This is a genomic window from Nitrospirota bacterium, assembly GCA_016180645.1.
Taxonomy (GTDB): Bacteria; JACPQY01; JACPQY01; order JACPQY01; family JACPQY01; genus JACPAV01.
The window spans coordinates 26,426-49,757 of the sequence record JACPAV010000022.1 but is presented as its reverse complement, the minus strand read 5'-3'; the positions used below and the strand labels follow the sequence as shown (position 1 = coordinate 49,757).

At 60.7% G+C, this 23,332-nt stretch carries 22 protein-coding genes; 8 read left to right on the top strand and 14 right to left on the bottom strand.

Going from position 1 to position 23,332, the window contains the following annotated elements:
- Position 1 precedes the first annotated feature (1 nt).
- From HYT87_13905 to HYT87_13895, 3 genes are read right to left on the bottom strand one after another with little or no spacing between them, the layout of a single operon-like run.
- Complete coding sequence (locus HYT87_13905) at positions 2-622, bottom strand: hypothetical protein (GenBank protein ID MBI2060857.1); 621 nt, start codon at positions 620-622, stop codon at positions 2-4.
- A 9-nt stretch (positions 623-631) separates the two neighbouring features.
- The gene (locus tag HYT87_13900) at positions 632-2,005 is read right to left on the bottom strand and encodes a glycine--tRNA ligase (protein ID MBI2060856.1); all 1,374 of its coding nucleotides are present in this window, start codon (positions 2,003-2,005) and stop codon (positions 632-634) included.
- Between the two features lie 14 nt (positions 2,006-2,019).
- Positions 2,020-3,405 (bottom strand): L-seryl-tRNA(Sec) selenium transferase, encoded by a 1,386-nt coding sequence (locus HYT87_13895; protein ID MBI2060855.1) that lies wholly within the window; start codon positions 3,403-3,405, stop codon positions 2,020-2,022.
- Between the two features lie 302 nt (positions 3,406-3,707).
- Here HYT87_13895 and HYT87_13890 point away from each other — a divergent pair, with 302 nt between their 5' ends.
- Positions 3,708-5,234: a hypothetical protein gene (locus HYT87_13890; protein MBI2060854.1), complete on the top strand. Its 1,527-nt coding sequence runs from the start codon at positions 3,708-3,710 to the stop codon at positions 5,232-5,234.
- A 12-nt stretch (positions 5,235-5,246) separates the two neighbouring features.
- Here HYT87_13890 and HYT87_13885 read toward each other — a convergent pair whose 3' ends face one another.
- Both HYT87_13885 and HYT87_13880 read right to left on the bottom strand, forming a co-directional pair.
- A complete protein-coding gene (locus HYT87_13885) occupies positions 5,247-5,642 on the bottom strand; it encodes a hypothetical protein (protein MBI2060853.1) in 396 nt (131 codons plus the stop codon).
- Positions 5,643-5,711: 69 nt separating this feature from the next.
- A complete protein-coding gene (locus HYT87_13880; protein MBI2060852.1) occupies positions 5,712-5,924 on the bottom strand; it encodes a hypothetical protein in 213 nt (70 codons plus the stop codon).
- 134 nt (positions 5,925-6,058) lie between these two features.
- Here HYT87_13880 and HYT87_13875 point away from each other — a divergent pair, with 134 nt between their 5' ends.
- From HYT87_13875 to HYT87_13850, 6 genes are all read left to right on the top strand, one after another.
- Entirely contained in the window at positions 6,059-6,646 is a 588-nt protein-coding gene (locus HYT87_13875) for a TetR/AcrR family transcriptional regulator (protein ID MBI2060851.1), read from the top strand.
- A gap of 78 nt (positions 6,647-6,724) precedes the next feature.
- Positions 6,725-7,195, top strand: a complete 471-nt coding sequence (locus HYT87_13870; GenBank protein MBI2060850.1) for a PaaI family thioesterase — start codon at positions 6,725-6,727, stop codon at positions 7,193-7,195.
- Complete coding sequence (locus HYT87_13865) at positions 7,192-8,259, top strand: hypothetical protein (protein ID MBI2060849.1); 1,068 nt, start codon at positions 7,192-7,194, stop codon at positions 8,257-8,259. The genes HYT87_13870 and HYT87_13865 overlap by 4 nt, the downstream gene beginning before the upstream one ends.
- A gap of 4 nt (positions 8,260-8,263) precedes the next feature.
- Complete coding sequence (locus HYT87_13860) at positions 8,264-9,472, top strand: NADH:flavin oxidoreductase (protein ID MBI2060848.1); 1,209 nt, start codon at positions 8,264-8,266, stop codon at positions 9,470-9,472.
- Positions 9,473-9,492: 20 nt separating this feature from the next.
- Complete coding sequence (locus tag HYT87_13855; GenBank protein MBI2060847.1) at positions 9,493-10,311, top strand: hypothetical protein; 819 nt, start codon at positions 9,493-9,495, stop codon at positions 10,309-10,311.
- Between the two features lie 153 nt (positions 10,312-10,464).
- Positions 10,465-11,490 carry an NAD-dependent epimerase/dehydratase family protein gene (locus tag HYT87_13850; protein ID MBI2060846.1) on the top strand — a complete coding sequence of 342 codons (1,026 nt, stop codon included), beginning with the start codon at positions 10,465-10,467 and terminating at the stop codon, positions 11,488-11,490.
- Positions 11,491-11,525: 35 nt separating this feature from the next.
- On the opposite strand, the gene HYT87_13845 is transcribed toward HYT87_13850, so the two are convergent.
- Genes HYT87_13845 through HYT87_13830 form a run of 4 tightly spaced genes read right to left on the bottom strand, consistent with a single transcriptional unit; the run spans position 11,526 to position 16,127 of the window.
- Entirely contained in the window at positions 11,526-12,254 is a 729-nt protein-coding gene (locus HYT87_13845; GenBank protein ID MBI2060845.1) for a DNA alkylation repair protein, read from the bottom strand.
- A 29-nt stretch (positions 12,255-12,283) separates the two neighbouring features.
- Positions 12,284-12,949, bottom strand: a complete 666-nt coding sequence (locus tag HYT87_13840; protein ID MBI2060844.1) for a hypothetical protein — start codon at positions 12,947-12,949, stop codon at positions 12,284-12,286.
- Entirely contained in the window at positions 12,946-14,421 is a 1,476-nt protein-coding gene (locus tag HYT87_13835) for a hypothetical protein (protein ID MBI2060843.1), read from the bottom strand. Before HYT87_13835 ends, HYT87_13840 begins: the two co-directional genes overlap by 4 nt.
- On the bottom strand, positions 14,418-16,127 hold the full coding sequence (locus HYT87_13830) for a hypothetical protein (GenBank protein ID MBI2060842.1): 1,710 nt from the start codon (positions 16,125-16,127) through the stop codon (positions 14,418-14,420). Before HYT87_13830 ends, HYT87_13835 begins: the two co-directional genes overlap by 4 nt.
- A gap of 190 nt (positions 16,128-16,317) precedes the next feature.
- Here HYT87_13830 and HYT87_13825 point away from each other — a divergent pair, with 190 nt between their 5' ends.
- Positions 16,318-17,595, top strand: a complete 1,278-nt coding sequence (locus HYT87_13825) for a hypothetical protein (GenBank protein ID MBI2060841.1) — start codon at positions 16,318-16,320, stop codon at positions 17,593-17,595.
- Positions 17,596-17,607: 12 nt separating this feature from the next.
- On the opposite strand, the gene HYT87_13820 is transcribed toward HYT87_13825, so the two are convergent.
- The 5 genes from HYT87_13820 to HYT87_13800 all read right to left on the bottom strand — a co-directional run bounded on the left by HYT87_13820 (position 17,608) and on the right by HYT87_13800 (position 23,326).
- Entirely contained in the window at positions 17,608-17,835 is a 228-nt protein-coding gene (locus HYT87_13820; protein MBI2060840.1) for a hypothetical protein, read from the bottom strand.
- A gap of 138 nt (positions 17,836-17,973) precedes the next feature.
- Positions 17,974-18,627 carry a response regulator transcription factor gene (locus HYT87_13815; GenBank protein MBI2060839.1) on the bottom strand — a complete coding sequence of 218 codons (654 nt, stop codon included), beginning with the start codon at positions 18,625-18,627 and terminating at the stop codon, positions 17,974-17,976.
- A complete protein-coding gene (locus tag HYT87_13810; GenBank protein ID MBI2060838.1) occupies positions 18,624-20,204 on the bottom strand; it encodes a PAS domain S-box protein in 1,581 nt (526 codons plus the stop codon). The genes HYT87_13815 and HYT87_13810 overlap by 4 nt, the downstream gene beginning before the upstream one ends.
- A 163-nt stretch (positions 20,205-20,367) precedes the next feature.
- Positions 20,368-21,744, bottom strand: coding sequence for a phenylacetate--CoA ligase family protein (locus HYT87_13805; protein MBI2060837.1), 1,377 nt, complete (start codon positions 21,742-21,744; stop codon positions 20,368-20,370).
- Between the two features lie 7 nt (positions 21,745-21,751).
- Positions 21,752-23,326, bottom strand: coding sequence for a GMC family oxidoreductase (locus tag HYT87_13800; protein MBI2060836.1), 1,575 nt, complete (start codon positions 23,324-23,326; stop codon positions 21,752-21,754).
- Between the last annotated feature and the right edge of the window lie 6 nt (positions 23,327-23,332).

Below are 23,332 nucleotides of genomic sequence, written 5' to 3'. Positions count from 1 at the left end.
CTTACTGAAGACGGCTCAAACGGTCGTCGATGAACAGAAGCCGGGCGCGGTGGTTGACGAGGTCGGTAACCAACGCCGCCATCGTTTCCTGGGGGACTTCGGGTTTCTTGTCACCCCAGCTTTGGTAGACCTCATCCACTTTTTTCGTGAACTCATCGTAGTCCTGTTGGGCCTTGATTTTCCGGGCCTGGAACGCGGCGCGCATGGCGGCCGCGGCGGGCAATCCCTGTTTTTCGGCTTCCTTGAGCGGGGCGAGGTCGATCGGTCGGGACAGGTCCCCGGTCTTTTCCAAATGTTCCTTTGCAACGGCTTCTGCCCTGGCCACGAAGTCCGGCCATTCCGACTTGGAGGGGAAAGGAGAGGCGGAGAGTGTTTTGAAATTTTCCAGGTCCTCCAACCTGATCTCCGTGCGCGTCGGAGGGGGAGCCGGGGGAGCGACGGGTTGCGGCGGAGTGAGAGTCGCGGGTGGAGGGTTCGCAGGGGGGGGGGAAGTGTCTTCGGGCAAGGAGGAGACCGAAGCGGGCGGCTCGAGGGATTGGCTGGTGAACCGGGCGACAAGCGCCACGACCGCGATGACGAGGGCGAGCAGCCCTGCGATGGGGAGAATCCAGGTCTTGCTCATGAGGATGGATCAGACTTTTGGGACGCCGAGTTTCGTTTCCAAGTAGGAACCGACCGAGTCCAATCCGATGCGATCTTGTAACATGGTGTCGCGGTCCCGCACGGTGACTTTCTGGTCGGTGAGGGTCTGCACATCCACGGTGATGCAAAAGGGTGTGCCGATTTCGTCCTGCCGCCGATAGAGGCGGCCGATGGAGCCGGTGTCGTCATACCGTGCTCGAATGCGGCGCTTCAGATCGGTGTAGAGTTTCCGGGCCGTCTCGACCACGTCCGGCCGATTCCGGAGGAGAGGAAGGATCGCGGCCTGGATGGGTGCGAGGGTGGGGTGGAGCTTGAGCGAGACGCGCTTTTCATCCTTCACTTTTTCTTCCGTGTAGGCATGGACGAGGAAGGCGAGGGCGCTCCGGTCAACCCCTGCGCTCGGTTCGATCACGAAGGGGACCACGTGGTCCTTCTTTTCTTCATCGAAGAAGCTGAGGGTCTTGCCCGAAAACTTCGTGTGTTGCTTGAGATCGAAGTCCGTCCGGTTGGCAATGCCCTCGAGTTCGGACCAGCCCATGGGAAACTCGAATTCAAGGTCCACGCAGGCTTTGGCGTAGTGGGCCAGCTCGTCCTTGCCGTGCTCGCGCTTGCGAAGGCTTTCGGGACGGATGCCGAGGTCGGTATACCATCGGAGCCGGTCCTCCACCCATCTTCGGTGCCAATCCTCATCCGTGCCGGGACGGACGAAGAATTCGATCTCCATTTGCTCGAATTCGCGCGAGCGGAAAACAAAATTGCCGGGGGTGATTTCATTGCGGAAGGCCTTGCCGATCTGGGCGATGCCGAAAGGGAGCTTGCGGCGCGAGGTGGTGAGCACGTTGTCAAAATTGACGAAAATTCCCTGGGCCGTTTCAGGGCGGAGGTAGGCGATGGCCGAGGTGTCCTCCACGGGTCCCACGTTGGTCTTGAACATGAGGCTGAACTGACGGGGGGGGGTGACTTCGCCGCCACAATCCGGGCATTTCCCCTTTTCCTTGAGATGATCCTCTCGAAATCGGTGATGGCATGCCTTGCACTCGACCATGGGATCGTGAAAACCCGCGATGTGGCCGCTGGCTTCCCAGACTTTCGGATTCATGATGATAGCGGCGTCGATCCCCTCCATGTCGTCGCGATCATGCACCATGGCTTTCCACCACGCATCTTTGATGTTGCGTTTGAACTCGACGCCGAGCGGTCCCCAATCCCACGTGCTCCCGATCCCGCCGTATATTTCACTGGATTGGAAAACGAATCCGCGGCGTTTGCAGAGGGACACGATGGTATCGAGGGTGACCCCGGCAGGTCCGGACTGGGATTTGAGATTTGAGATTTCAGATTTGTCAGGAGGGGGCACGGCCATGGGGAGGGATGCTACTACGAAAGCGCGATGATTGCCCGCGCGAGATCGGGAATCTCCCGTGGGAACACGGTCCGGAGGTCGAGGAGAAAGCGGTTATCCGAGATCCGGCCGATCACGGGGGGATCGGATATCCGAAGTGCATCGGAGATTGAATTGGGCGAGAGCGAGGGGTGCTTGAGGTGCAAGGCAAGGGTCGGGAGAGCCTCCATCGGGAGGGCGCCCCCGCCGGCATAGGAAGTGTCTTCGACGATTTCCAAGTCCAAGTCTTTCCGCGATTTGAGAACCGTTCGTCGGACCTGCTCGGCGTGACGGCGGAGCTCGTCCAAAGGAGCGTTCAACATGGCGGTGACAGGAATTTGGGATGCGGCCTCCCCGCCCGTGAGGCAGAGCCGGAGGGTGCCGGCCAATGCGGCGAGGGTCATTTTGTCGGGTCGGAGCGCTCGGTACAGCGGGTGGTGAGCGATTTGTTGGATCAGCTTGGACGTGCCGATGATGATGCCGGCTTGGGGGCCGCCTAGCATCTTGTCGCCGCTGAAGCTCACGAGATCCGTGCCCTGTGAAACGATCTCACGGACCAGCGGTTCCCGCCGGGAGACGCCCGGAAAGGTGAAGGGCTGGACTGCACCACTCCCGAGGTCCATGTAGACCGGAACATTCTTCTTGCGGCCCAGCTCGACCAGTTCCTCAAGCGAAGTCTCCTCCGTGAAGCCGACCACCTGAAAATTGCTCCGGTGGGCTTTCATCATGAGGGCCGTAGCCGGGGAGATTGCTTGTTCGTAGTCTTTCAATCGGGTCTTGTTGGTTGTGCCGACCTCACGAAGGATTGCCCCGCTTTGCTCCATGACTTCCGGAACTCTGAAGGAGCCACCGATCTCGACGAGTTCGCCGCGCGAGACGACGACTTCTTTTCCTTTGGCCAGCGCTGCGAGAACGAGGAGGACGGCCGCCGCATTGTTGTTGACGACAAGCGAATCCTCGCCTCCGCACACGGCATGCAGTAGAGAGCGGACCGCGTTGATGCGTTCCCCGCGTTCACCGCGCGTGAGATCGAATTCCAGGTTCGAGTAACTCCCGGCGGTCTGCACGACCTCCTGGACGGCTTCTGCAGAAAGCGGCGCCCGGCCCAAATTCGTATGAATGATGATTCCGGTGGCGTTGATCACGGGCCGGAGCCCGCCGGAGAGAAGATTGCGAACGTGGTCCCCGGCTCGACGGAGCAATACGCCTTCCGTCAGCCCGTTGCGCCCCTTTCGGAGTTGTGTGCGCGCGTCTTCGATCACCTCACGGGCCACATCCACGGCCACGCTCTTCAGCAGCGCCGGGTAGGACTCCAGCACTTCATTGGCTAGCGTCTCAACCTGCGGAAGGGTCCTGAGAGGATTCTCTTCGGCTCGCGTCATGGATCGATTATCGCCGATACGCAGTTCCCTGTCACGCAGGGCATTCGCATGGTAGAGTGGCCGGCGTGGGGAGAGGTGGTCAACGGCAGCGCGGAGTCTGGGTGCATTCAGCGGTCGCGCTTACTCTGCTGTTGCAAGGGTCTTGCTCGAACCGCGCCTCAACGGAGCCGTCGGCGGAACCCTTCTACGTCAGCGGTGGAGAACGAGAATCAAGCCGGATCGATGAGGCGGGTCTCTTTGTGGGCGTCCGGACTCCCGATCTGCATTGGTGCGTGTCATGTCCCAATGAGATCGGGTTTCCCATGTGGAGGAGAACGGGAGTGGACCTCGCGATTTGGCCCAGCGGAGTGGAATCGGTCGGGATGTTCCTTGACGGTCGCGAGTTGCCGTTCAGTCCCGTTCCGATTGAGGACGGCTGGGCGGTGTCCGCGGGAGAGGAATCGGTGGGGCTATCCGGGCTGGACATGCGCGTATGGATTCGTCCGGACCGGGCTAAGGCCGGGGTGCGAACGGTGATGTTTCTCGGCATGGATGTGAATGGCGACCGGTTTCCGACGGGAGCACACCTCCTGCGATTGGAGTTCCGGGAACAGGCGTCTGATGCGGTTTTTCCGCTGGATATCAAGGTAGGCACCTATTTCCCCGTGACGGCCGCGATCTTTGGTTCCAAGAGCGACGTTTGGATGGGAACGGCGACGCGCGGGGTTGCGCGTGTGCCCATGCCGGAATTCGGACAGCTCGATTGGGGGACGCGAAAAGAGTTTTCACTGAGGGATCTGATGGCGAGCAGCGGCGGGGGGTTGTTCTCGGAAGTCTCGCTGGGAGAGTCCGTTACGGTGCTTACCGCCGGGGAGCAGGATTCCGTGTGGGTCGGGACTCTGGCTCAGGGCTACGCGGCGATCGACGCTGCCGGTAGGAAGCTCCTGAGGGGTGGCAATATCGTCTTGCCGATTGCGTCCATCCGTCCCTACGCGCCCGGAGCCATGCTGATCGGCGGTTTTCAGCAGGGGGCGACCCTCCTTGAATACGGCGATCCGGCGGTGACGGCAGAAGACAGGTCCTCGCACGTTGAACACCCCAGCGATCCGGATGTGGTCGATGCCGATGTCGGGCCGGACGGCACGGTTTGGGTCGCCTCGACAGACGAGAAGAAGGATCCGGCGGGTGGAGTGGATGGGTTCGCCGCGCTGAGGCTCGGGCGGTCGTCGACCGGCGGTTTGAGGGTCGAGGAATCCTATTCGTTCAACCCGGGAAATTCACTGCTCAGCACGGATCTGCTCACGCGCATTTCCGTGGATTCCAAGGGAGTCGTGTGGGTGGGGTCGGACGTCGGAATCTTTGTGCTCGATCCGGCGGGCACGCCTTTTGTCAGCGAGGACGACCGATGGTCCCACATCCGTCCCTCCTCGTATTTTCCGGGGAGGAAAGACGTGTCGGATTGGATCACCGCAATCCAGGTGTTGTCCGATCACGAACTGCTGATCGGCACAGGTTCTTATGGCGGCGAAGTCCTGGATGGGAACGAGAATAGAGTCGGAGTCCTCGTTTACCTGGACCACAAGGGCACTTCCGTGGATTCAGGAGATGATGTTGCCGTGGGCTACATCGAGCCGGATGACTTCGCGAGTTCGAGTGTGGCTTCGATCGCGGTAGATGAAAAGGGTCGAGTCATGATGGCCAACGGCAATTACCAGCCATGGCAGGCCGGAGAACGGTGGGCGTTCAAATTCAGACCCATAATGCACAGCCTGGGTCGAATGTCCGTATGCTTTCTCGACCCGGGCCCCTCGTGGGCCTCGAAAGGCGACGATTGGAGGAAGTGCTATTGATCGAGGCGGGGGCTACGCGACTTCGGTGATGTCCGGGTCGCGCATGTCGTGGCGGACGAAAATGGATCTCTTGCCGTTCGAGTTTCGGATGGAAATATCCCACGCCTGCATCGCTTCGGCTCCGATGACCATTTCGCGACTGAGGTCCGGTGAAACTAGGGCGCTTGTTTCGATCATTTTGTCGCCGATCTGAATCACGAGATAAGTGGTGCCGAGGATGGTGACCCGTGCGCCTTTCCGAGCTGTGCCCAGCTTGCGAGCCGGGCGGTAGCGGATGAGCGCCTCGGGCGAGGGCAGGCAATCCGAACGCAGGATCGTGTGGAAGGCGCCTGAATCGAACAGTGCGGGAACCGACCTCTTCTTGCGATCAGGGGTACTGATGACAACTTCCCGGATAGGTTTTCCCACGTTGTGAGTGTAGATCGCTTCGGGCGGGAAGTAAACGATCTGCCACCTGTGGAGGGTGCGAAGGCTGGTCTAGCGAATCTTCGAGAGTGTCTTGGCGTAGACCGAAAGAAAAATGACGGCGGAGCCGAGGTAGGCGAGGACGGGCCAGAAGCGGGGGATCTTTGACTCCGCTTCTTTCTTTTTGGATGGACGTGGGGCGCGGTAGGTGGTGGTGAAGGACTTGAGCGGGGCCTCCGCCGGTTTTCCGGCAGGCTTCGCCTTGGTGGGTGCCCTCCCTGCCATGGTGTGAGGGTATTATGTTCGGTGTATGGTGTCAACTGAGGCGCGGTCCTGAAACATTCTGCTTGACAGCAACCTGTCTATGTGTAGAATGACGTATCATTATCGTGTAAGGTACTATTATGAGAAATGAAATAGTGGATAAAAGAAGGACTCAGATCCTCTCGGCGGCGGAAAAGATTTTCGCGGAGAAGGGCTATCACGCGGCGAACATCGCGACCATCGCGTCGAAACTGCGAATGGGGCACGGCACGTTCTACCGTTACTTCCGGAACAAGCTCGATATTTTCAATCACGTCATCGAAGAGGTCATTCAAAGAATTGCGAAAGTGGTGGCGAGCGAAGATCCGTCGGCTACAAACACGGTGTCGGAGTACCGCGCCCAGGTCGAACGCCTTGGGGGCAAGCTGTTTACGCTTTTCATGGAGGATCCTTATCTGTCCAAACTGATCTTCTATGAGGCGCTGGGAATCGATGAGTCGCTGAACCGGAAAATTCAGAACGCGATGGACCTCTTCGGCGAATTCACGGAGCGGTATTTGCGGAACGGGAAGGAGAAGGGGTTCTTGAAGTCCGGCCTTGATACGAAGACGACGGCGCTGGCGCTGAACGCCATCATCTTCGAGGCCGTGAGGCGCATTGCGGTTTCGGCGGACCGACCGCGCGCGGCGCAGGAATGGATGCGGGCCGTCATCCCGCTGATGTTCGAAGGAGTGGCGGCATGAACCCACACTACACCGGGCAGGGCGTCTACAACGTGCTCAGAGGAGCGGCGGGGGCAGGTCGGAAGAAGGAGTCGAAGCATGCGGATTAGCGCAGCCGAACACGAAGCTCTGCCCTCTGAGGTAGAGGCGGTGATCAAGGAACGAATGGGGTTGGCCCCGTTCCCGGCGTTTCTCGGCCTCAAGACGGAGGAGGTGCGGCGCGACTATGCGCGAATGCGGCTCCCTTATCGTCCGGAACTGAATCAGCCGGCGGGCATCATGCACGGGGGAGCGATCGTCAGCCTGATCGACACGGTGGTCGTCATGGCCATCATCTCGGGACTGCCCGAACCGCCGGAGCGGCTGCTCACCATCGATCTCCATACGCATTTCATGGACGCCGTGATCCGGCAGGACTGCATCGCCGAGGCGGAGGTGCGGCGACGAGGCCGCAGCATCATTTTTCTGTATGTCGAGGTTCGAACGCCGGACGGGAAACTCGTTGCGGACGGATCGCTCTCCTACAAAGTGGTCATGCCGAAGAAGGAAGGTGAGGGGAAAAGGTCGTGAAGGTCAAAGCGCATCCCCTCCCTGAGAAGCGGGCGATGATCGGCGGCGTGGCCGCCTCGAAATCCGGCCACGTTTGGGTTTCCCTCTCCAATACACCTCGACATCTTTGGCGGTTCGATCCCAACTCTGGATCATTCGAACACGACGCCGCCGGCGGCCTTCTAAAAGGCGCCATTTACATTCACCGATCCATCGTGGAAACGCCGGATGGGGAGACCTACGTGGCGGCGACGAGGATGATGGGTGGGGGTCTGTACATGGCTCGTGCGCACCGTGGCCCATTTTCCACTCGTTCCTTCCTCACCCTCTTCGCATCGGCGAGATGGTTCGGTCGACGTTTCATGTCGGCCTGCCTGATCAAGCGCGATGCCGCGGGCCAGTGGGAACTGGTCGGCAAGTACCCTTTTCTGCAAATTGATCTCTCGTGGGATGCCCCGAGAAAACGATTCGTCCGCCTCTCGCCGGATGGGATTCTGTTCATCGATGATCAGGGGCGGAGCGCGGGGTCGATTCCATCTTTGAAGGGCTTCGTCCACCAGGCGTGCGCGGGGCCGCAGGGCGATGTTCTCCTATCCGATACGAGAGGCGACGCATTCCTGATGGATTCGTCGGGTCGGTCGGAGCGTCTTGGCTCCTTGGAAGACGGCTTCGTCGGAGAGAGCGCGGCTCCCGGGATCGACGGCTTGGTTTTCGCTCCGCCGCATTACCTGGTGGGTGGGACGAGAAACCGCGCGCGGCTGTTCGTGGTGGATCTCGAACGGCGAACATTGCGGTTGCTGCCGTCCGGGCATGCCTCGACGCGGGCGAGCGGTCTGTGCGTTGGGGCAAAGGGGGAAGTGTACGCGGCCACGGGCGTGGGGAAAGTCGATCTTGTCCGCATCGATCCGGCCTCGGCGAAAGTTGATGTGCTGGGCCGGATCTCGGCGAACGGTGTGGACTGCCACCACCTCCATGATCTGGCTTGCGCGGGTGGGAAGATCATTGGCGGGGAGTTCTACCCGTTCGACGTCGCGAGGCCGCCGTGGCCGAAGCGCGATTGTCTGCTCTGGGAGATGGAGGTGTAGCGGCATGTCGAAATTGTTTGAGCCGGTATCGATCGGGCCGATGCGAGTCAAGAACCGGGTCGCGAAGACGGCCACCTCCGAGACGAGGGCATCCGACGCCGGGGAGGTGACCGATTCCTATCTGGAGTGGTATGAGCCGCTCGTAAAAGGGGGCGTGGGGCTGATTATTACGGGGAACGTCTATGCCGGCCGGGAAGGGCAATCCACGCCGAAACAGGGCGGAATCGACCGCGATGAGCGCATTCCGGGCTGGCGTCGATTCACCGATTTGCTCCGGAAACACGACGTCCGCTCCCTCATGCAGGTCAATCACTGCGGAAGGCAGGTGTTTCCCAGCGCGGTCGGTCTCAAGGAGGCCGTGTCCGCAAGCGACGTCCGCGAGTTGCTCATGCGCACGAAACCGCGCCCGCTGCGGACCGATGAGATCCGGGGCATCGTGGCGGATTTTGCCGAGGGCGCCCGACGGGCGCGAGAGGCGGGTTTTGACGGCGTTCAGATCCACGCGGGGCACGGCTATCTGATTTCGCAGTTCCTCTCCCCGTATACGAATCGCCGCACGGACGAGTACGGAGGCAGTCTGGAAAACAGGATGAGGCTTCTTCTCGAAACGTGCCGGGAAACGCGGAAGCGCGCCGGCCCGGGCTTCGCGCTCATCCTCAAGCTGAACGCCGAGGATTGTTTGCCATACCGGAAGGTCTTCACGCTGGAGGAGTCGCTCGAAGTGGCCCGAATCATGCAGGAGGAGGGGGTCGATGGGATTGAAGTGACGTGTGGGCACTACCAATCCGGTCAGCCCATGATCCGCGGCAAGGCGCCGCTGCGTTCGCTGGTCCGTGAAGGACTGGGACGGCATCTCCCGGCGTTGTTCAGGGTCGGCGCCCCGCTGCTGGTCCCCTTCGCGAACCGGATGTTCGCGTATTACGAAGGCTTCAACCTGAAATACAGCCGCGTGTTCAAACAGAAGTTGAATGTCCCCATCCTCTGCGTAGGCGGTTTTCAGCACGGTGACGCCATGGAGCGGGCGATCGGCAACGGCGAGTGCGACATGGTCAGTATGGGTCGGGCGCTGATTGCGGACCCCGCGCTGCCGGAGAAGATTCGCGACGGCAGGCCGATCCAGGCGTGCTCATTCTGCAATGAATGTATCGCCCGAGCGGGAGTTCACCCGGTCGACTGCTACGATCCCCAAGTCAATGCGAAAATCGCCGCATAACACAATCGAAGGAGGTTGACATGGTCCAGGTAGACGTCTTTTGGTCCTACGCGCTCGGCGCGGGGTTCGCCGTTGCCGCCTCGCGACAACTGTTGAAAGAACGGGAGGAAAACAACGGCACGCCGTTCCGGAACGCATTTTTCATGAAGACCTTGTTTTTTCTTGCGGTGTTCTTCGTTCCGTCCGGTGCCTATTTGCTCTGGGCGTTTCCCGATTGGGAAACGATGCAGGTCGCGAGGAGCCGGGATGACCTCCCCGCTTGGCTTGTCACCCTGTTCACCACCACGAACGTGACGCAGGGTATTCTTGGATTCTTCGTGGCGTATACGCTCATCATGAAGCGGAAACTCTACGCGGCGTTCCTCCAACTCATCGCGGGGTACTTCTGCATGTTCTTCATCCTCGTGCACGGATGGGACGGGGCAGGTTACAAACGGTTCTTCTCGTCCAATCACGAGAAATTCCTGAATTGGCAGGGGTCGAACGTGACGGACTGGTTCACGTCGGACGTGGCGATCACGCTGGCCGTGATGGGCGTCATCATGATGCCGCTGCTCTTCGGCTGGATGGCGAAGTGGCAGAGGTCCGGCTACAAGCTCGATTCCTCCGTGGATCAGGCCCGGGCGGCGCGGATGAGTCAGGGGCGCGTGATCCGGATTGTCTCCGGCGCGATGTTTCTCGCTTCGCTCGGCGCGGCGATTGTGTCGAGCCTCCTCATCCATTGGTTGGGATGGATTCTGGGGGGAGCCGTTGCGATCATGGTGATCTACGCTCTCGGGATCAGCCGGTGGGGCGTGTTCCATTTCTACTACAGGAAGCTGATGTTGGTGAATGCGTAGGGAATTCTTCCAAACGCGGGCTGCACCGCAGATGTCATTGCGAGGAGCGTCAGCGACGAAGCAATCTGGGTCTGGGATTGCCGCGCTCCCTTCGGTCGCTCGCCATGACGGAAGTTCTTCAGTGAGAAGGGAGAAGGTGGGGGTGAAGGTTTTGTGAGAGCACTCGTAACCGGTGGTGGGGGGTTCATCGGCTCGCACGTGGTGCGCCTGCTTCTTGCCGAGGGAGTAGATGTGCGCGTGCTCCATCTGCTCAAGGAGGACTTGCGGAATATCGCGGGCATGGACGTCGAGCGGATTGTGGGGGACATCACCGATCCGGCCGCGGTCGCGAATGCGGTGCGGGGATGCGATTGGGTTTTCCATCTCGCCGCGATCTATGCCCTTTGGCTTCCGAAACCGGAACTCATGCGTAAGGTGAACGTGGAGGGTGCCCGCAACGTCCTTCGCGCGGCGGGTGAAGCGGGAGCAAAGAAGGTTGTCTACACCAGCTCGATAGCGGCGTTCGGTGGGCAGGGGATCGACGAGGATGCGACGGAAGACAGCCCTTTTGCCTACGCGGCCACCGGAGAGGCGTACGCCATCTCCAAATACGAGGGAACCCTCGTGGCGAGGGAATTTGCAAAGAACGGTCTTGACGTCTCCATTGTTGCCCCCACGGGACCGGTGGGACCCGGCGACGTGGGTCCGACGCCGACGGGTAAACTGATTCTGGCGACCGTGGAGATGCCTTTCGTCCCGCTCATTGAGAACAATACGAATTGGGGCGACGTACGGGACATAGCGGCGGGACACATTCTCGCGGCAAAGAAGGGGAGGAAGGGCGAGAGCTATCTACTTGGATCGAAGAACCTGAGCCTCAGCGAATTTTCGGAGATCGTCATGAACATCACGGGAGTTCGAAAGCCGGTGATTCGGATTCCGCGGACGGTGGCAATGGCCGCGGCGCACCTTGACCTTATCATGAGCGAGTATGTGACCCGCAAACCGCCGCGCATCACGCCCGCGGGAGTGAAAGTCAACGCGATGGGGCTTCGTGCCGATTGCTCCAAGGCCGTTCGCGAACTCGGCCTTCCTCAAACCCCTCTCGAAACCGCTATCCGTGATTCTCTTGTCTGGTTTGCGAGAAACGGCTACATCCGGAATCCGAGTATTCTGAGAAACCTCCAGCATAATCGGTGACAGTATACTCTAATGACTCCTATTAGAGTATACTGTCACCGATTATGTGGGGTCCGCATAGACATGTAGCGCTTCCGCTTGGAAGGGGGGAGCTTTTCGATGGCGTAGCGGAGCATGGTGCGGGGCATGCGGGGGGCGTATCTGCGGAGAAATCGTTCGAGTGTGGGGAGATTGCGGTTTCCGACCTCACGGAGCATCCAGCCGACCGCCTTGTGCATGAGATCTTCTTTGTCGCGGAGCAGCACCTCCGCAAGTTTGAGTGTGTCTTTGAAATCGCGGTTCCGGATGAAGTGAAACGTGGATAGGATCGCCACGCGCCTGTCCCAGAGCCGAGGCGATCGGGCGAGTGTGTAGAGAAGGGTTTTGCTCCTTCCCGCGAGCCATGGACCGATGATTCTCTCGGCGGAAAGATCTACGAGATCCCAATTGTTCACGCGGGAGAGATTCGCGACATAGAAATCAAAGAGCTTCTCGCGGAGCGGCGCTTCCGCTCGGGCGAATTGATCGACGAGGATCAAGAGGGCGAGAAGCCGTTCCTCGTGAATCTTCGAGCGGAGGAGTTTCCGGATTTCGGCGAGCGGAAGATCGCGGAATGGCTTCGCGACGGAACGCGTGCCCGGTACCGTGACACCGAGGAACACATCTCCCTCGCCATACTCGCCGGGGGCTGTTTTGAAGAAGCTTTGCAGCACGATGGATTTCCGGCGACTCGCGTGCTTTCGCAAGGCTCGTGATGCTGAATCGGCTGAGAGGGGGCTGGCCATGGCTGACTGCGTTCGCGGGGATGGGAGAGTCAGTAGTAAATCCCGAGGCTGAGGGAGTGGAAGAGACCACCGATGGAGAGGGTTCCGGGCCGGCCCAGTTTCAAGTCGCTCTGGCTTCGGTAACCGGCGTGATAGCGCAGGAGCGCGCTGACGGAAAGAGGAACGAGATCCTTGGGAAGGACGAGCGAGGGTCCTGCCGCAAGCCGGAAAGCCACGCCAAGATCGGACCCTTCAAATCGCGAGATGTTCCCGGAAAATGTTGCTTCCGCGCGGGCGAGTTGGGCGTCGGCCAGCGCAGAGAGTTCGAGAATCCTTCCGAGGCGATGGACGGGCGCCAACCACTCGGGGGTTTCCGGGAGAAATTGCGTCCATCGCAGCGAATACTGAAGCCCCGCGTCGGCCTGATGCATACGGATCCGGGTTTGGATTGAACCGAAGAGGGATCCCCTTTGATCGGCGCGAGCGTATTCCAGGTTCAGCTTCAGGTCCTTCGGGAGGCCGGGTAGGGCAACATTGAGTCGCGCACCATAGGCGCTGAGGTACCGGTCGTTGTCGAACGCCAGGTAGCCTTGGTCGGAAACGCGTTGCAGCACGAGAGTCCCTTCGGCCGAGAGGAGAGATTGAGCTTGCGCCGGGGTTCGTCCCGCCCAAACGGTTAGCGCCGCCGCGCAGAAAATGCCGATCCAACGTTTCATGGGTCGAGGACTCCAACCAGTTCGATCCCGTGCACGACACGAGTCTCTCCGGTTTCGGGGTTGACGAATCCGACGGCGCCCGGTGACGCGCTTGTGAGAAACACCAGTTGCCCGTCCGGCAGTCGGGTGGTCGTCTCGGGAACGAAGGGCAATTGCAGGGTGGTGGGCGTGCCGGGGTTGAAAGGGAGGTGGACGGCCCGCGGCACACCCGAGAGGAACAGGCTGATGCCTCCACCGCTCGGCGTGAGGAAAGCCGACGTCGTCGCTTTTTCAACCAGGAGGGGCGTGGCGACTTGCGTGGGCGTATCGAAGTTGATGATGCTCACGGCCAGGCGCGATTTCCAGACGCCCTGGGTGTCCCCCGTGCCGGAGCCTTGCTGGTTGTGGAGGGCGAAGCCGAACTCGCCGTTGGCGGAGATCGCCGCGTCCGTGATGTTCTTGACAAGCGTGGCCACGGTTTCCGTGCCATCTCTGATCGTGACGCGTGAGAGGACGCTGTTCGAATCGGGAGGCACGATCAGGAAGGACGTACCGTCCGCTGAAAATCGAAATGTCTTGGGGAAGACGGCCGTATTGAAGCCGACCAACTCGAAGGAGTCGAGATTCAAGCGGAACCATCGGTTCGATCCCGGTTTGTCCTGAATAACGGCGAATTTCCGGGCCGATGTTTGGTCTACCGCGACAAAGATGCCTGACGGCTCCGAGCCGAGCGATTCGATGCGCACGTTGGGTTTGTCGAATTCAATGATGAAGAGGTCGGAACGGCCTTTCACGGCGAGAAAGCCGGTCTGGTTGTCCGGGCTTAGGGCCATGGCCGTGGGGAGGATGACGGAGGAGGCGGTCAGACGGATGGGAACGTCGACCGATGTCATTTCGTTCGGCTCGACCAGTTCGTGTACGTCCCACCGAACCAGCCGTGAAGCGGTGGCGAATACAAAATAGTTTCCATCCTGCGAGAACGTGACGAGGTTTGGATTTTCGCCGATGCTGAACGTGCGGTGGTCGCCGGTTTCAAGTTGAACCAGCGTTACATCGGCAAAACCGACCGCCCCCTCGATTGTGATATCGGCCGGCAGGCGGACGGGATCGACATAGGCCAGCACCCAACGTTCATCGGGTGAGAACACGGCGGTGGTTTGAAGCGGGCGGGAGGGAATGGCCGTCAGGGTCAGGCTCTCGGCGTCAAACAAATAGAGAGTGGATGCGTGGGGGGAAATCCACGCGGCATATCGGGTCGACGGGCTGCTGAAACTGACCCAGCCGAGTGTTTTGAGGGACAACGGGAACTTCCTGGTGCGCTCCGGTGAAGCAAACACGACGTGGTCCCAGGCGGTATTGGAAATGAGCGCGCCTCCGCCCGCCGGAGTGAGGCTGAACTGGCCCAGCGTGGGGTTCCAAGATGCCGAGCCACAGGAAGCGACCAGCGCGGCGGCAACGAGGTGGGTGTAGATCCGAGCCCCGGTATTTTTCACGGCATGGGCTTGATCCGGGAGTTGAGTTCGAAGCCCGTCACGGTGAGCACGGCCCTCGAATCGAAATTGATGAAGGAGACTTGCCCCAGTTCATGCGCGAAGACGGAGAACCCCATCACCCGGTTTGGCAGGGTTCCGATGATCTTCGGCACATTCGGGAGTAAGACGGAGTCGGCCACTTGGCGTTCCAGGTTCAGCACGACGACGGATTTGATCCCCGTGAGCGAGATCTCGGCAAAACGGCCTGCCGTATCGAAGGATATGTCCTGCACATTGGATTCGAGCTGCACCGCATTCTGGGCTACCGTGTCCAGGTCGAGTGATATGAAGGCGGGAACGCGATCGAAATAGTCGTCGATGTCGCTGTTGGGCTTTCCGTCGCCGCCGGATGTCGTGAGCACCGCGTATCGCGAGTTCGGCGAGAAGCGTACCGACCGGACGGGTTTGACCGTGGGATAAGTTTCCGAGGTGCCGGCCTTGGTGTTGTAAACGCTGAGAAGCTCCGTGTTGGTGGACTGGCCGAAGAGGACGGCCTTTTTCCCGTCCGGTGCAAATTCGAATGTGTCGATGGAGATCTGGCCGGGGACAACGAATTTGGTCAACGTGAACGGTGGCGCAGCGTCAATCTGGGAGAAGGTGGAGAGAGTGGTCGGGTGGGTCACCAGGACGATGCTGTCATCGGGCGAGAGGCGGATGCCCGCCGGTTTGGGTTCCGGCACGATGATGGTGACCGCTCCCGTTGCGAGGTCCATCGCGCGAACCTGGTTCTTGTCCCGGGGGAGGATGAACGCATACGTTCCGGTCGAGTTCACTTCCACCTGCAAGGGCTGAATCGTAACGAGGGGGTCCGTGCTGAAGTCCACCGATCGGACCGACGATGTTTCGAGGGTGACAATGGCGATATTGAAATCCGTGATGGCGAAGGCCTGCTGCGAATCCTTGCTGAACGTAATTCTTTTCGGATTGAAGCCGATGGCCATGCTCGAAACGGACTTCTTTTGCACGTCCACGATGGAGATTTCGTTGAACGTCTTGATCCCGGAGACGGCGATCTTGCCCCCGGTTTTGGCGAAATCGAAGAAGGCGATGGCAAACCGTCCGCCGGGGGAGAGGACCATGCGATTGAGGCCCGGGCGGACTTTGATCGGGGTGACTGCCGCGGATTCTACGTCGATCAGGGACACCGTATTTGCGGAGGGGGAGAGGACGACGGCGGTTTTGTTGTCCGGCGTGACTTCGATTTCTTCGGGCTTGCCCTCGACGTGGATTGTGCTGACGCCAAGAGAATCGGCCTCGATCCGGATGATATTGTCGCTCTCCGGGCTGATGACGAAGACGAAAAGGCTGCTCCCGCGGGCGGAGGCGATCTTGAACTCCGGGGCAGGCGGCTGGATGACGGTGGCGGTTGCTCCGGCGGCTTCCGGGGAGGGGCCGGCGGCGGTGGCTGCGGACCCGCTCGCGTCGAAGGACGTTTCGATCTTGCCGCTCAAGCCGATTTCGTCCCCGCGGACGCCGCCGCGGGTGCCGTCGGATGGCGTGGGGCTTCCGGCCCCGCCGGTCGAAGGCGCCGGGACGGTTGATTCGCTCTCGGACGATCCGCAGGAAGTCGACAAGCATGCGATGAAGCAAACGAGCGCCCGCAAGAGCGCAGACCGGATCCATGTTTGAACGTCGATCCCTCGATGCCGGCGACTCCCCCCAATCATGTAATCCGCATTCTCCGCCTGAGAACTCGGCCTGTCAAACGGATTTGCCGGATCCGTTCGCCCAACCTAATCGGTGACAGTATACTCTAATTCGATCCAATAGAGTATACTGTCACCGATTAGGTGCACCGGGGATCGGCTTGGGGTCAAGCTTGCTCGACATCCCGGAGCGGTGGTAGCGTGCCGTCCCATGCGCCTTTTGATCGGAGTGACCAGCGCCACCGGGCACTTCACCCCGACCGTGCCACTGGCTCTTGAAATGCGCCGACGAGGCCACGAAGTGATCTATGCGGGCGATCCGGAGATCGAGTCTCAATTGCGCGGCCTTAACTTTCCCTTTGTCACCGCAGGGCCGGTGATGGGCATCAAGGACAGCATCGGCCGGAACTACCCTGAGATGACACGGTTGGACGGCCTGAAGCAGACGCGGTTCATGGTCGAAGGCATCTACCTCAAGTGGATGGATCGGATCCTCGAAGAGGTGGATGCGATGCTGCCGGCGGTGAAACCCGATATCGTTGCAACCGACATGATGACCGTTCTTCCCTTGGCCTGCGAGAAACACAACATCCCGTGGGCATCGCTCGTGCTCTTCATGAATTTCATCCCAGGTCCGGAGGCCATCCCCCCGACGCTGGGCTGGGGACCGGCCAGGAACGGAGCCACCCGATTTTTCTATCGTCGTTTCTGGGACCTCATCGTCGCCATGGGGGGCAAGTGGAACCGGGAGCTCAACCGCGCCAGAGTGAAGTTCGGCTTGCCGTCCCAGAAGCGGGCGATGCTGGAGAGCTTCATCTCGCCCTGGCTCTGCATCTGCTACACGGGCTTCGAGTTTGAGTTTCCTCGCACGGATCTGCCGGGGCAGTTCCACATGGTCGGTCCTTCGTTGTGGGACGGCCTTCTTGATGGGGAAGCGGTTCCCGACGATTTGCGAAAGCCGGTCGTCTATTTTACTCAGGGTACGTCGGTCAGCCAGATCCGAAAAGACTTCTTTCGCACGGGGCTCGATGCCTTGGGATCGATTCCTGGATCGGGAGTGGTCACCATCGGGTTTGCTTGGCAGCCTGAGGAATTGGGTGCGATTCCGCCGAATGTGCATGTGCGCCGCTTCGTTCCTAACAGCAAGCTTCTTCCGAAGGTGGACGTGATCGTCCATCATGGTGGGAACTCGAGCACCCTTGGGGCAGTCGTCGCGGGCGTCCCACAGGTGGTGGTGCCGTTCAACTGGGACCAACCGGACAACGCGCGGCGGGTTCAGGACAGGGGCTTGGGAATTGTGCTCCGGCGCAAAGGACTCACCTCCACAAAGCTGGCCGAAGCGATACGGCAGGTGTTGAGCAATCCCGGATACAAGGACCGCGCAGGTCAGGTGGCGGAGAGCATGAAACGGTACGATGCCCCACGGAGCGCGGCGGATCTCCTGGAAGAACTAGCCAGCACCCGCCGGCCGGTGCTCAGGCTCCAGTAGGAAAGGCGAGAGCTACTCGTCCGAGTGGTAAATCTCGTGGCCGCTGTGCGCTCGCTCGCGCATGTTCTCCAGACCGTTGGCCATCTCACCAAGGAATCCCACCCACGCCGTGCGGACCATCGCTCGGAAGACCCATTCGTCGTCTCTCAATCGGAAAAGTTCGCCCTGAGAACTCCTGATACGACCCGGCACGGGAGGATGGGAATCGGAATGACTGCTCAGCCCCGTCATCTCTGCCACTTCGCACCTCACATCCCTCAACTGACCCTGCGACCCCGGTTTGACTCCTAACCTTCTCCATAGATCAGGGGAACCGGTTCCGCAATAGGGTAGATACCCACTGAAGGCCCGGGGAGAGACCCCAGATCCTGGTGGGAGTCAGACGCGGATGATTCCCACCTGGATCGCGTGCCTTGTGAGGCCAACCACCGAATGAATGTTGAGCTTGTCCATGATGCGCTGGCGGTGCTTCTCCACGGTCTTCACGCTGATCGAGAGTTCCTTGGCGATCTCCTTGTTGCTGAGACCTTCCGCGATAAGTTGGAGCACCTCGCGCTCCCGGGGGGTCAATTTCCGATGCGTGGGATCATCCGTGCCTTCGTGTGAATGGTTGATCAGATCCTCCACGAGGAGGCTCGAAATGGCCGGGCTGAAGAAAACGTTTCCCTTGACGACTTCCCGAATCGCGGTCACGAGTTCGGCGGCGGGCGAGCCCTTGACGAGGTACCCGGAGGCCCCGGCCTCCGTCGCCTGTCGCACGTATTCATCATCGGCATACATGGATAGGATCAGGATCTTGATCCGGGGGGACTGCCGCCGTATTCTTCGAACGGCCTCGATGCCGCCCAGTTTGCGCATCGCGATATCCATGACCACCACGTCCGGTTGAATCTCTTGCACCCTCCTGAAGGCACTCCGGCCGTCTTCGGCCTCGCCGACCACGTCGATATCCGGTTCGGCCTGGAGGAGTGCGCGGAGGCCCTGTCGTACAATGGTGTGATCGTCCGCCAGAAGAACCGTGATTTGCTTCATGGCGGCTTCTTCTTTGACAACCGTTTGCGCTTCGGTTGCGCCATGGGAACGGCGATGTTCACCCGAATCGTTGTCCCCTTGCCCCGCGCCGACTGGACCTCGAATCCCCCTCCTGCCAGACGCACCCGTTCCTGGATTCCGAGAAGACCCTGCCCGCCGACCCCCTCGCGATCCCGGGCAGGATTGAGTCCGCGGCCTACACTGAACCCTTTCCCGTCGTCATGGATGGCCAGGGTAATCGTGCCGGGTCGTCCACCCATTTCGATAGTCACGTGTTTGGCGCTCGCGTGTTTCAACGTGTTGGTGAGGCCCTCCTGCACGATACGGTAGACCATCAATCGTTGTTTATGGTTCAGGCGCCCCGGGTCACCGGTCACACGAAACTGAACTTTGATGGATGTCCTCTCGGCAAACTTCTTGGCATACCAGCGGAGGGCGGGGATGAGCCCCAGGTGCTCCAAGATGTCCGGGTGCAGTTCGTGGCACACGCGCCGCAGGTTCCCCACGGACTGTTCCACGAGATCTTGCGCTTCCAGGAGATGCCTCTTGGATGCCGCGGGGCACCGACAGGATTTCTTCGACGACTCCAGGAGGACCGTAATGGCGGTCAGGGACTGGCCGACTTCGTCGTGCAGATCCCGGCTGATCCGCCGGCGTTCTTCCTCCTGGGCGTGGATGGCCCTCTGGGAGAGCGAGCGGATCGATCGCTCCATATCGCGCGACTGATGGAAAAGCTTTTGGTAGTGCTGTTCGCCGGCGCGAAGCCTGTCCTCCGATGCCTTGCGATCCGAAACATCCCGCACGATCGCGGTGAACCCCGAGGGGCGGCCATCGGCGCCTGTCACCTGGGACGCGCTGAGCTCCGCGGGGAAGACGCTGCCGTTCTTGCGAACCATCGTGAGTTCACAGTTGCGGACCAAACCGTTCCTCGCGAGCTGCTCGGCGATCTTGTTCGCGCCGGCGCGATCCGCGGGGGCGACCAAGTCAAGGGCGTTCATGCCGATGATCTCGCCCGCGTGGTCGTATCCATAGAGCCGGACCTTTTGCTCGTTGCAGATCAGGATCCGGAAGGCGGGGTCCATCAGGGAGACCGCGTCGGCGCAGGCATCGACGAGGCTTCGGTATCGCTCGCGGCTCTCCTGGGCGATCCGGTCGGCCTCATTCCTTTGAGAGGTGTCTCGAACAATGGCCGCGAAAACGGTTTCCCCGTCGTGGCGCCAAGTGGACACGGCGATTTCAGCGGGGAATTCCGCACCGTCCTTCCGGAGGCCGTGGTATTCGTGTACGGCGCCAAAGTAGAGGGATTCGCCGGTGGATCGGTGGCGCGCCAGCCCTTGGACATGGCGTTCCCGATAGCGTCCGGGCATGATGGTCGTGAGGGGTCGGCCCATGATCTCGTTTTCTTGGAAGCCGAAAATCGCGGCGGCGGCCTGATTCCAGAAGGTAATCGCGCCGTCCTCGTTCGCAAGAATTATTGCATCGGCGGCCAGGCGGGCAAGATTGCGAAAAAGCACACCGCTTTTGTCCGGCTTAACGTCGGCATCGACGGTTGTGTCATTCTGATACGACTCCCCCATGAGCCCCAATCTCCCCCGGTAGGATAATACCCCAGAAGGCTTGAGGGGAATAGGGCCTTCACCCTATTCGCCCCGTTAGAGGACCATGATGCATTTGGCCCTGGCAGCGGGAGCCCGTTCGGGCCTCAAACGGGGTTCGCCTTATGAGGCGAATCAGAGAGTTTTAGAGAACTGAACTGGAGCGGTTCCAGACTTGCCGGATCTTGCCGCCGGGGAGTCGGGCAATCGTGTCGGCACGAACCGTGTCCAGCCTGAGGTCATCACCGGCACCCGACTGCAAAAAGTACCGGCGGAGGATCGTGGAGAGGGAGCTCTGGAGGCGTCCCCAATCGGCTGAAGGCTCCGGGACGATCAATACTTGAATGTGCGTTGGAGAATCCTGGACCATCTGCGATTGGCGGATTCCCGGGACGTCCAGGAGGAGCGCGATCAATGCGATGGGAGGCACGCGGACGATGCCGGCGGGTCCTTTGAGTGTTAGTGTGTCGTCGGCTCTCCCCCGCAGCTCGATCCGCCTGAACGGCGACCCGCAGGAACAGGCCCCGGGCACCACGCGGACCGAATCGGTCAGCTCGTAGCGGATGATCGGCATGATGCGGTTCGCGAAGTTGGTGACGAACACCTTGTCGCTCCACTCGCCTTCGGGACTGGGTTTTCCGTCCGCGTCTGCCGGCTCGAGCACACAGAAATCTTCGGTGAGGTGAAGTGCCCCGCAGTCTCCTTCCACCGCGATGGCCATCGCTTCCGTGGCCCCATAGAGGTCGAAGACCCGCGCTCCGAAGGCCTGCCCGATTCGGCGTCTCATTTCAGAGGTGAGAGGTTCTGCGCCGCCGCCGACCGCCTCCGGCTGGATCGACAAGCGGCCTTCGGCCTGCTCGGCGGCCAGCGCGGAGAGGATGCTGGAATAGCCGCTGAGATAGTGGGGTTGGAAATCATTGAGTTGTTGCACGAGAGCGGGGAGGGGATCGGTGATTTCAATCGCCTTGCGCCTGACGAGGAGCTTTTCCCACCACGGGGGGCGCGTATCGAAGATCGTACGGAGGGCAAAATGCCCCCGCGTGGCGCACAACGTGGCGATACGGTTTCCCCCCGTGAAGGCCCGCGCGAAGAAGGCTGCTTTGGGGAGCGACTGAGGCGCGCGGGCATAGGCCACGGCGCGGATGGTTGTCCAACTCGCGTGGTCGAACAGGAAGATCCCGACGGAACCGGTGGTCCCGGAGGTATTGAGCACCACGTATCGGTCGAGGTAAAGGCGGCCGATCAGCTTTGGATCGGCAATCCAACGCCGGACTTCCTCCACTCGAACCCGGGAATCGGTCACCACTTCTTCGAAGTGCTCCATCAGGTCCTTTTTGCGAACCGACGGCAACGAATGCAACGGCGCACCCAGGGGCCCATCTTTGTAGAGTTGCGAGTAATAGCGTGAGTGACTTCTTGCGAAATCGAGAATTTCGGAAACCTTCCTCTGAATGAACGCATCGAGGGCCGGTCGCGGCCACGACGCCCTCCGTCTTGCGCGCAGGGCCTCCGTCAGAATCAAGGCAGCCTCAGGACTTGGGCGGGATGAGGCCGGCCCAACGCTCGGCCATCGCCGTGATGGTGAGGCTGGGATTCACCCCCACGTTGGCTGAAACCGCGGAACCATCCACCACGTACAGACCGGGATAGCCGAACACTTGGTGCGACGCGTCGATTACGCCGTCGGCGACCGATTTTCCCATGTGGCAGCCCCCCAGAATATGCGCTGTTACGGAGAGATTCGCCACATTCTCCAGAATAACGTTGAGGGGTGTGCCTCCTGCGTGCTCGGCGAACGATCGGGCCGCGCGATTGGCGACGGGGAGGTAGGAGGGTGCGCGTTTGCCTTCCACCCCCTGAGATCGGAGACCCTTTCGGAACGGCGGAATCCAGGACCGGCCGAGCCGAAACGCGATCTGGTTGTCCATGTGCTGCATGACCGTAAGGACGCTGACTCGACGCCCGTAGTGTGTTGCCCGCCACGCGATCGTCGATCGCTTGGGGTGGATCACAAACTGGGCCAGCGTGCGCAGGCTCCGCCGCCAGGGGACCGGGTCGTCCACCATCGGCCCCATCTGCCATCGGGACATCTTGTCCTCGGGGGGGAACCGGTTCTGCGTGATGTGCGTGTGGTCGTCCGGGAAGAAGTGGGACGATACAGTCACGCCTTCGGTGAGGTCTTTGTCGGGATCGTTGGAGAGGATTCCAACGATGGCTTCGCTGTTCGTTCGAACCACAGTGCCGAGCTGGGCCGAGAGATTCGGCAGAGCCCGGTGCTCGTCCCGAGACCGGAGGAGCAGTTCGAGTGTGCCGAGGACTCCGGCGGCGAGCACGACCTGGCGGGCCACAACCGGTGATTCTGTGGAATGGTGACGGGAGAGGCCTGCAAGCGCAAGGGAGTAGCCGCCTCCCTCGCGGGGCGAGATCGACATGACTTTGCGTTCGGGGATGATCACCGCCCCCTGAGCCTGTGCGAGATGAAGATAGTTCTTGTCGAGGCTGTTCTTGGAGTTGTAGGGGCATCCTGAGATACACCCCCCGCAGAAGCGGCAGGGTCTGCGGGGCGGGCCTTCTCCACCGAAGTAGGGATCCGGCCTTTCTTCGATCCCTTCGCCGAAATGGATGCCCAGCGGGACAGGTCCGAACGATGCCTCCGCGCCCATGGATCGAGCCGTTCGCCGCAGATAGTCGTCCATCTCGCCGAGACGGGGATTGGTCGTCCGGCCGAGCATTCGCTTGGCGGTGGCGTAGTGTGGGGAGAGATCTTTCTGCCAATCGATGCCCAGGCCGTTCCAGGCGGGATCTCGAAAGAAATCGGGTTTCGGTTCCAGGAGAACCGCGGCGTACACGAGGCTTCCGCCACCCACTCCTACGCCGCCTACAATGCCGACATGGCGGAAGAGGTTGACCGAGAAGTATCCATCAAGGCCGAAGCGGGGGGACCAGAGAAGTTTCCTGGGATGGGTCCGCCCAGCCTCGATCTCGGCGGGGCCGACGTTGCGCCCCTGTTCGATGACGGCGACGGAGTAGCCTTTTTCCGCAAGGCGCAGCGCGGCGACGCTCCCGCCGAAGCCGCTTCCGACGATCGCGAAATCGTAGTCCACGTGAGA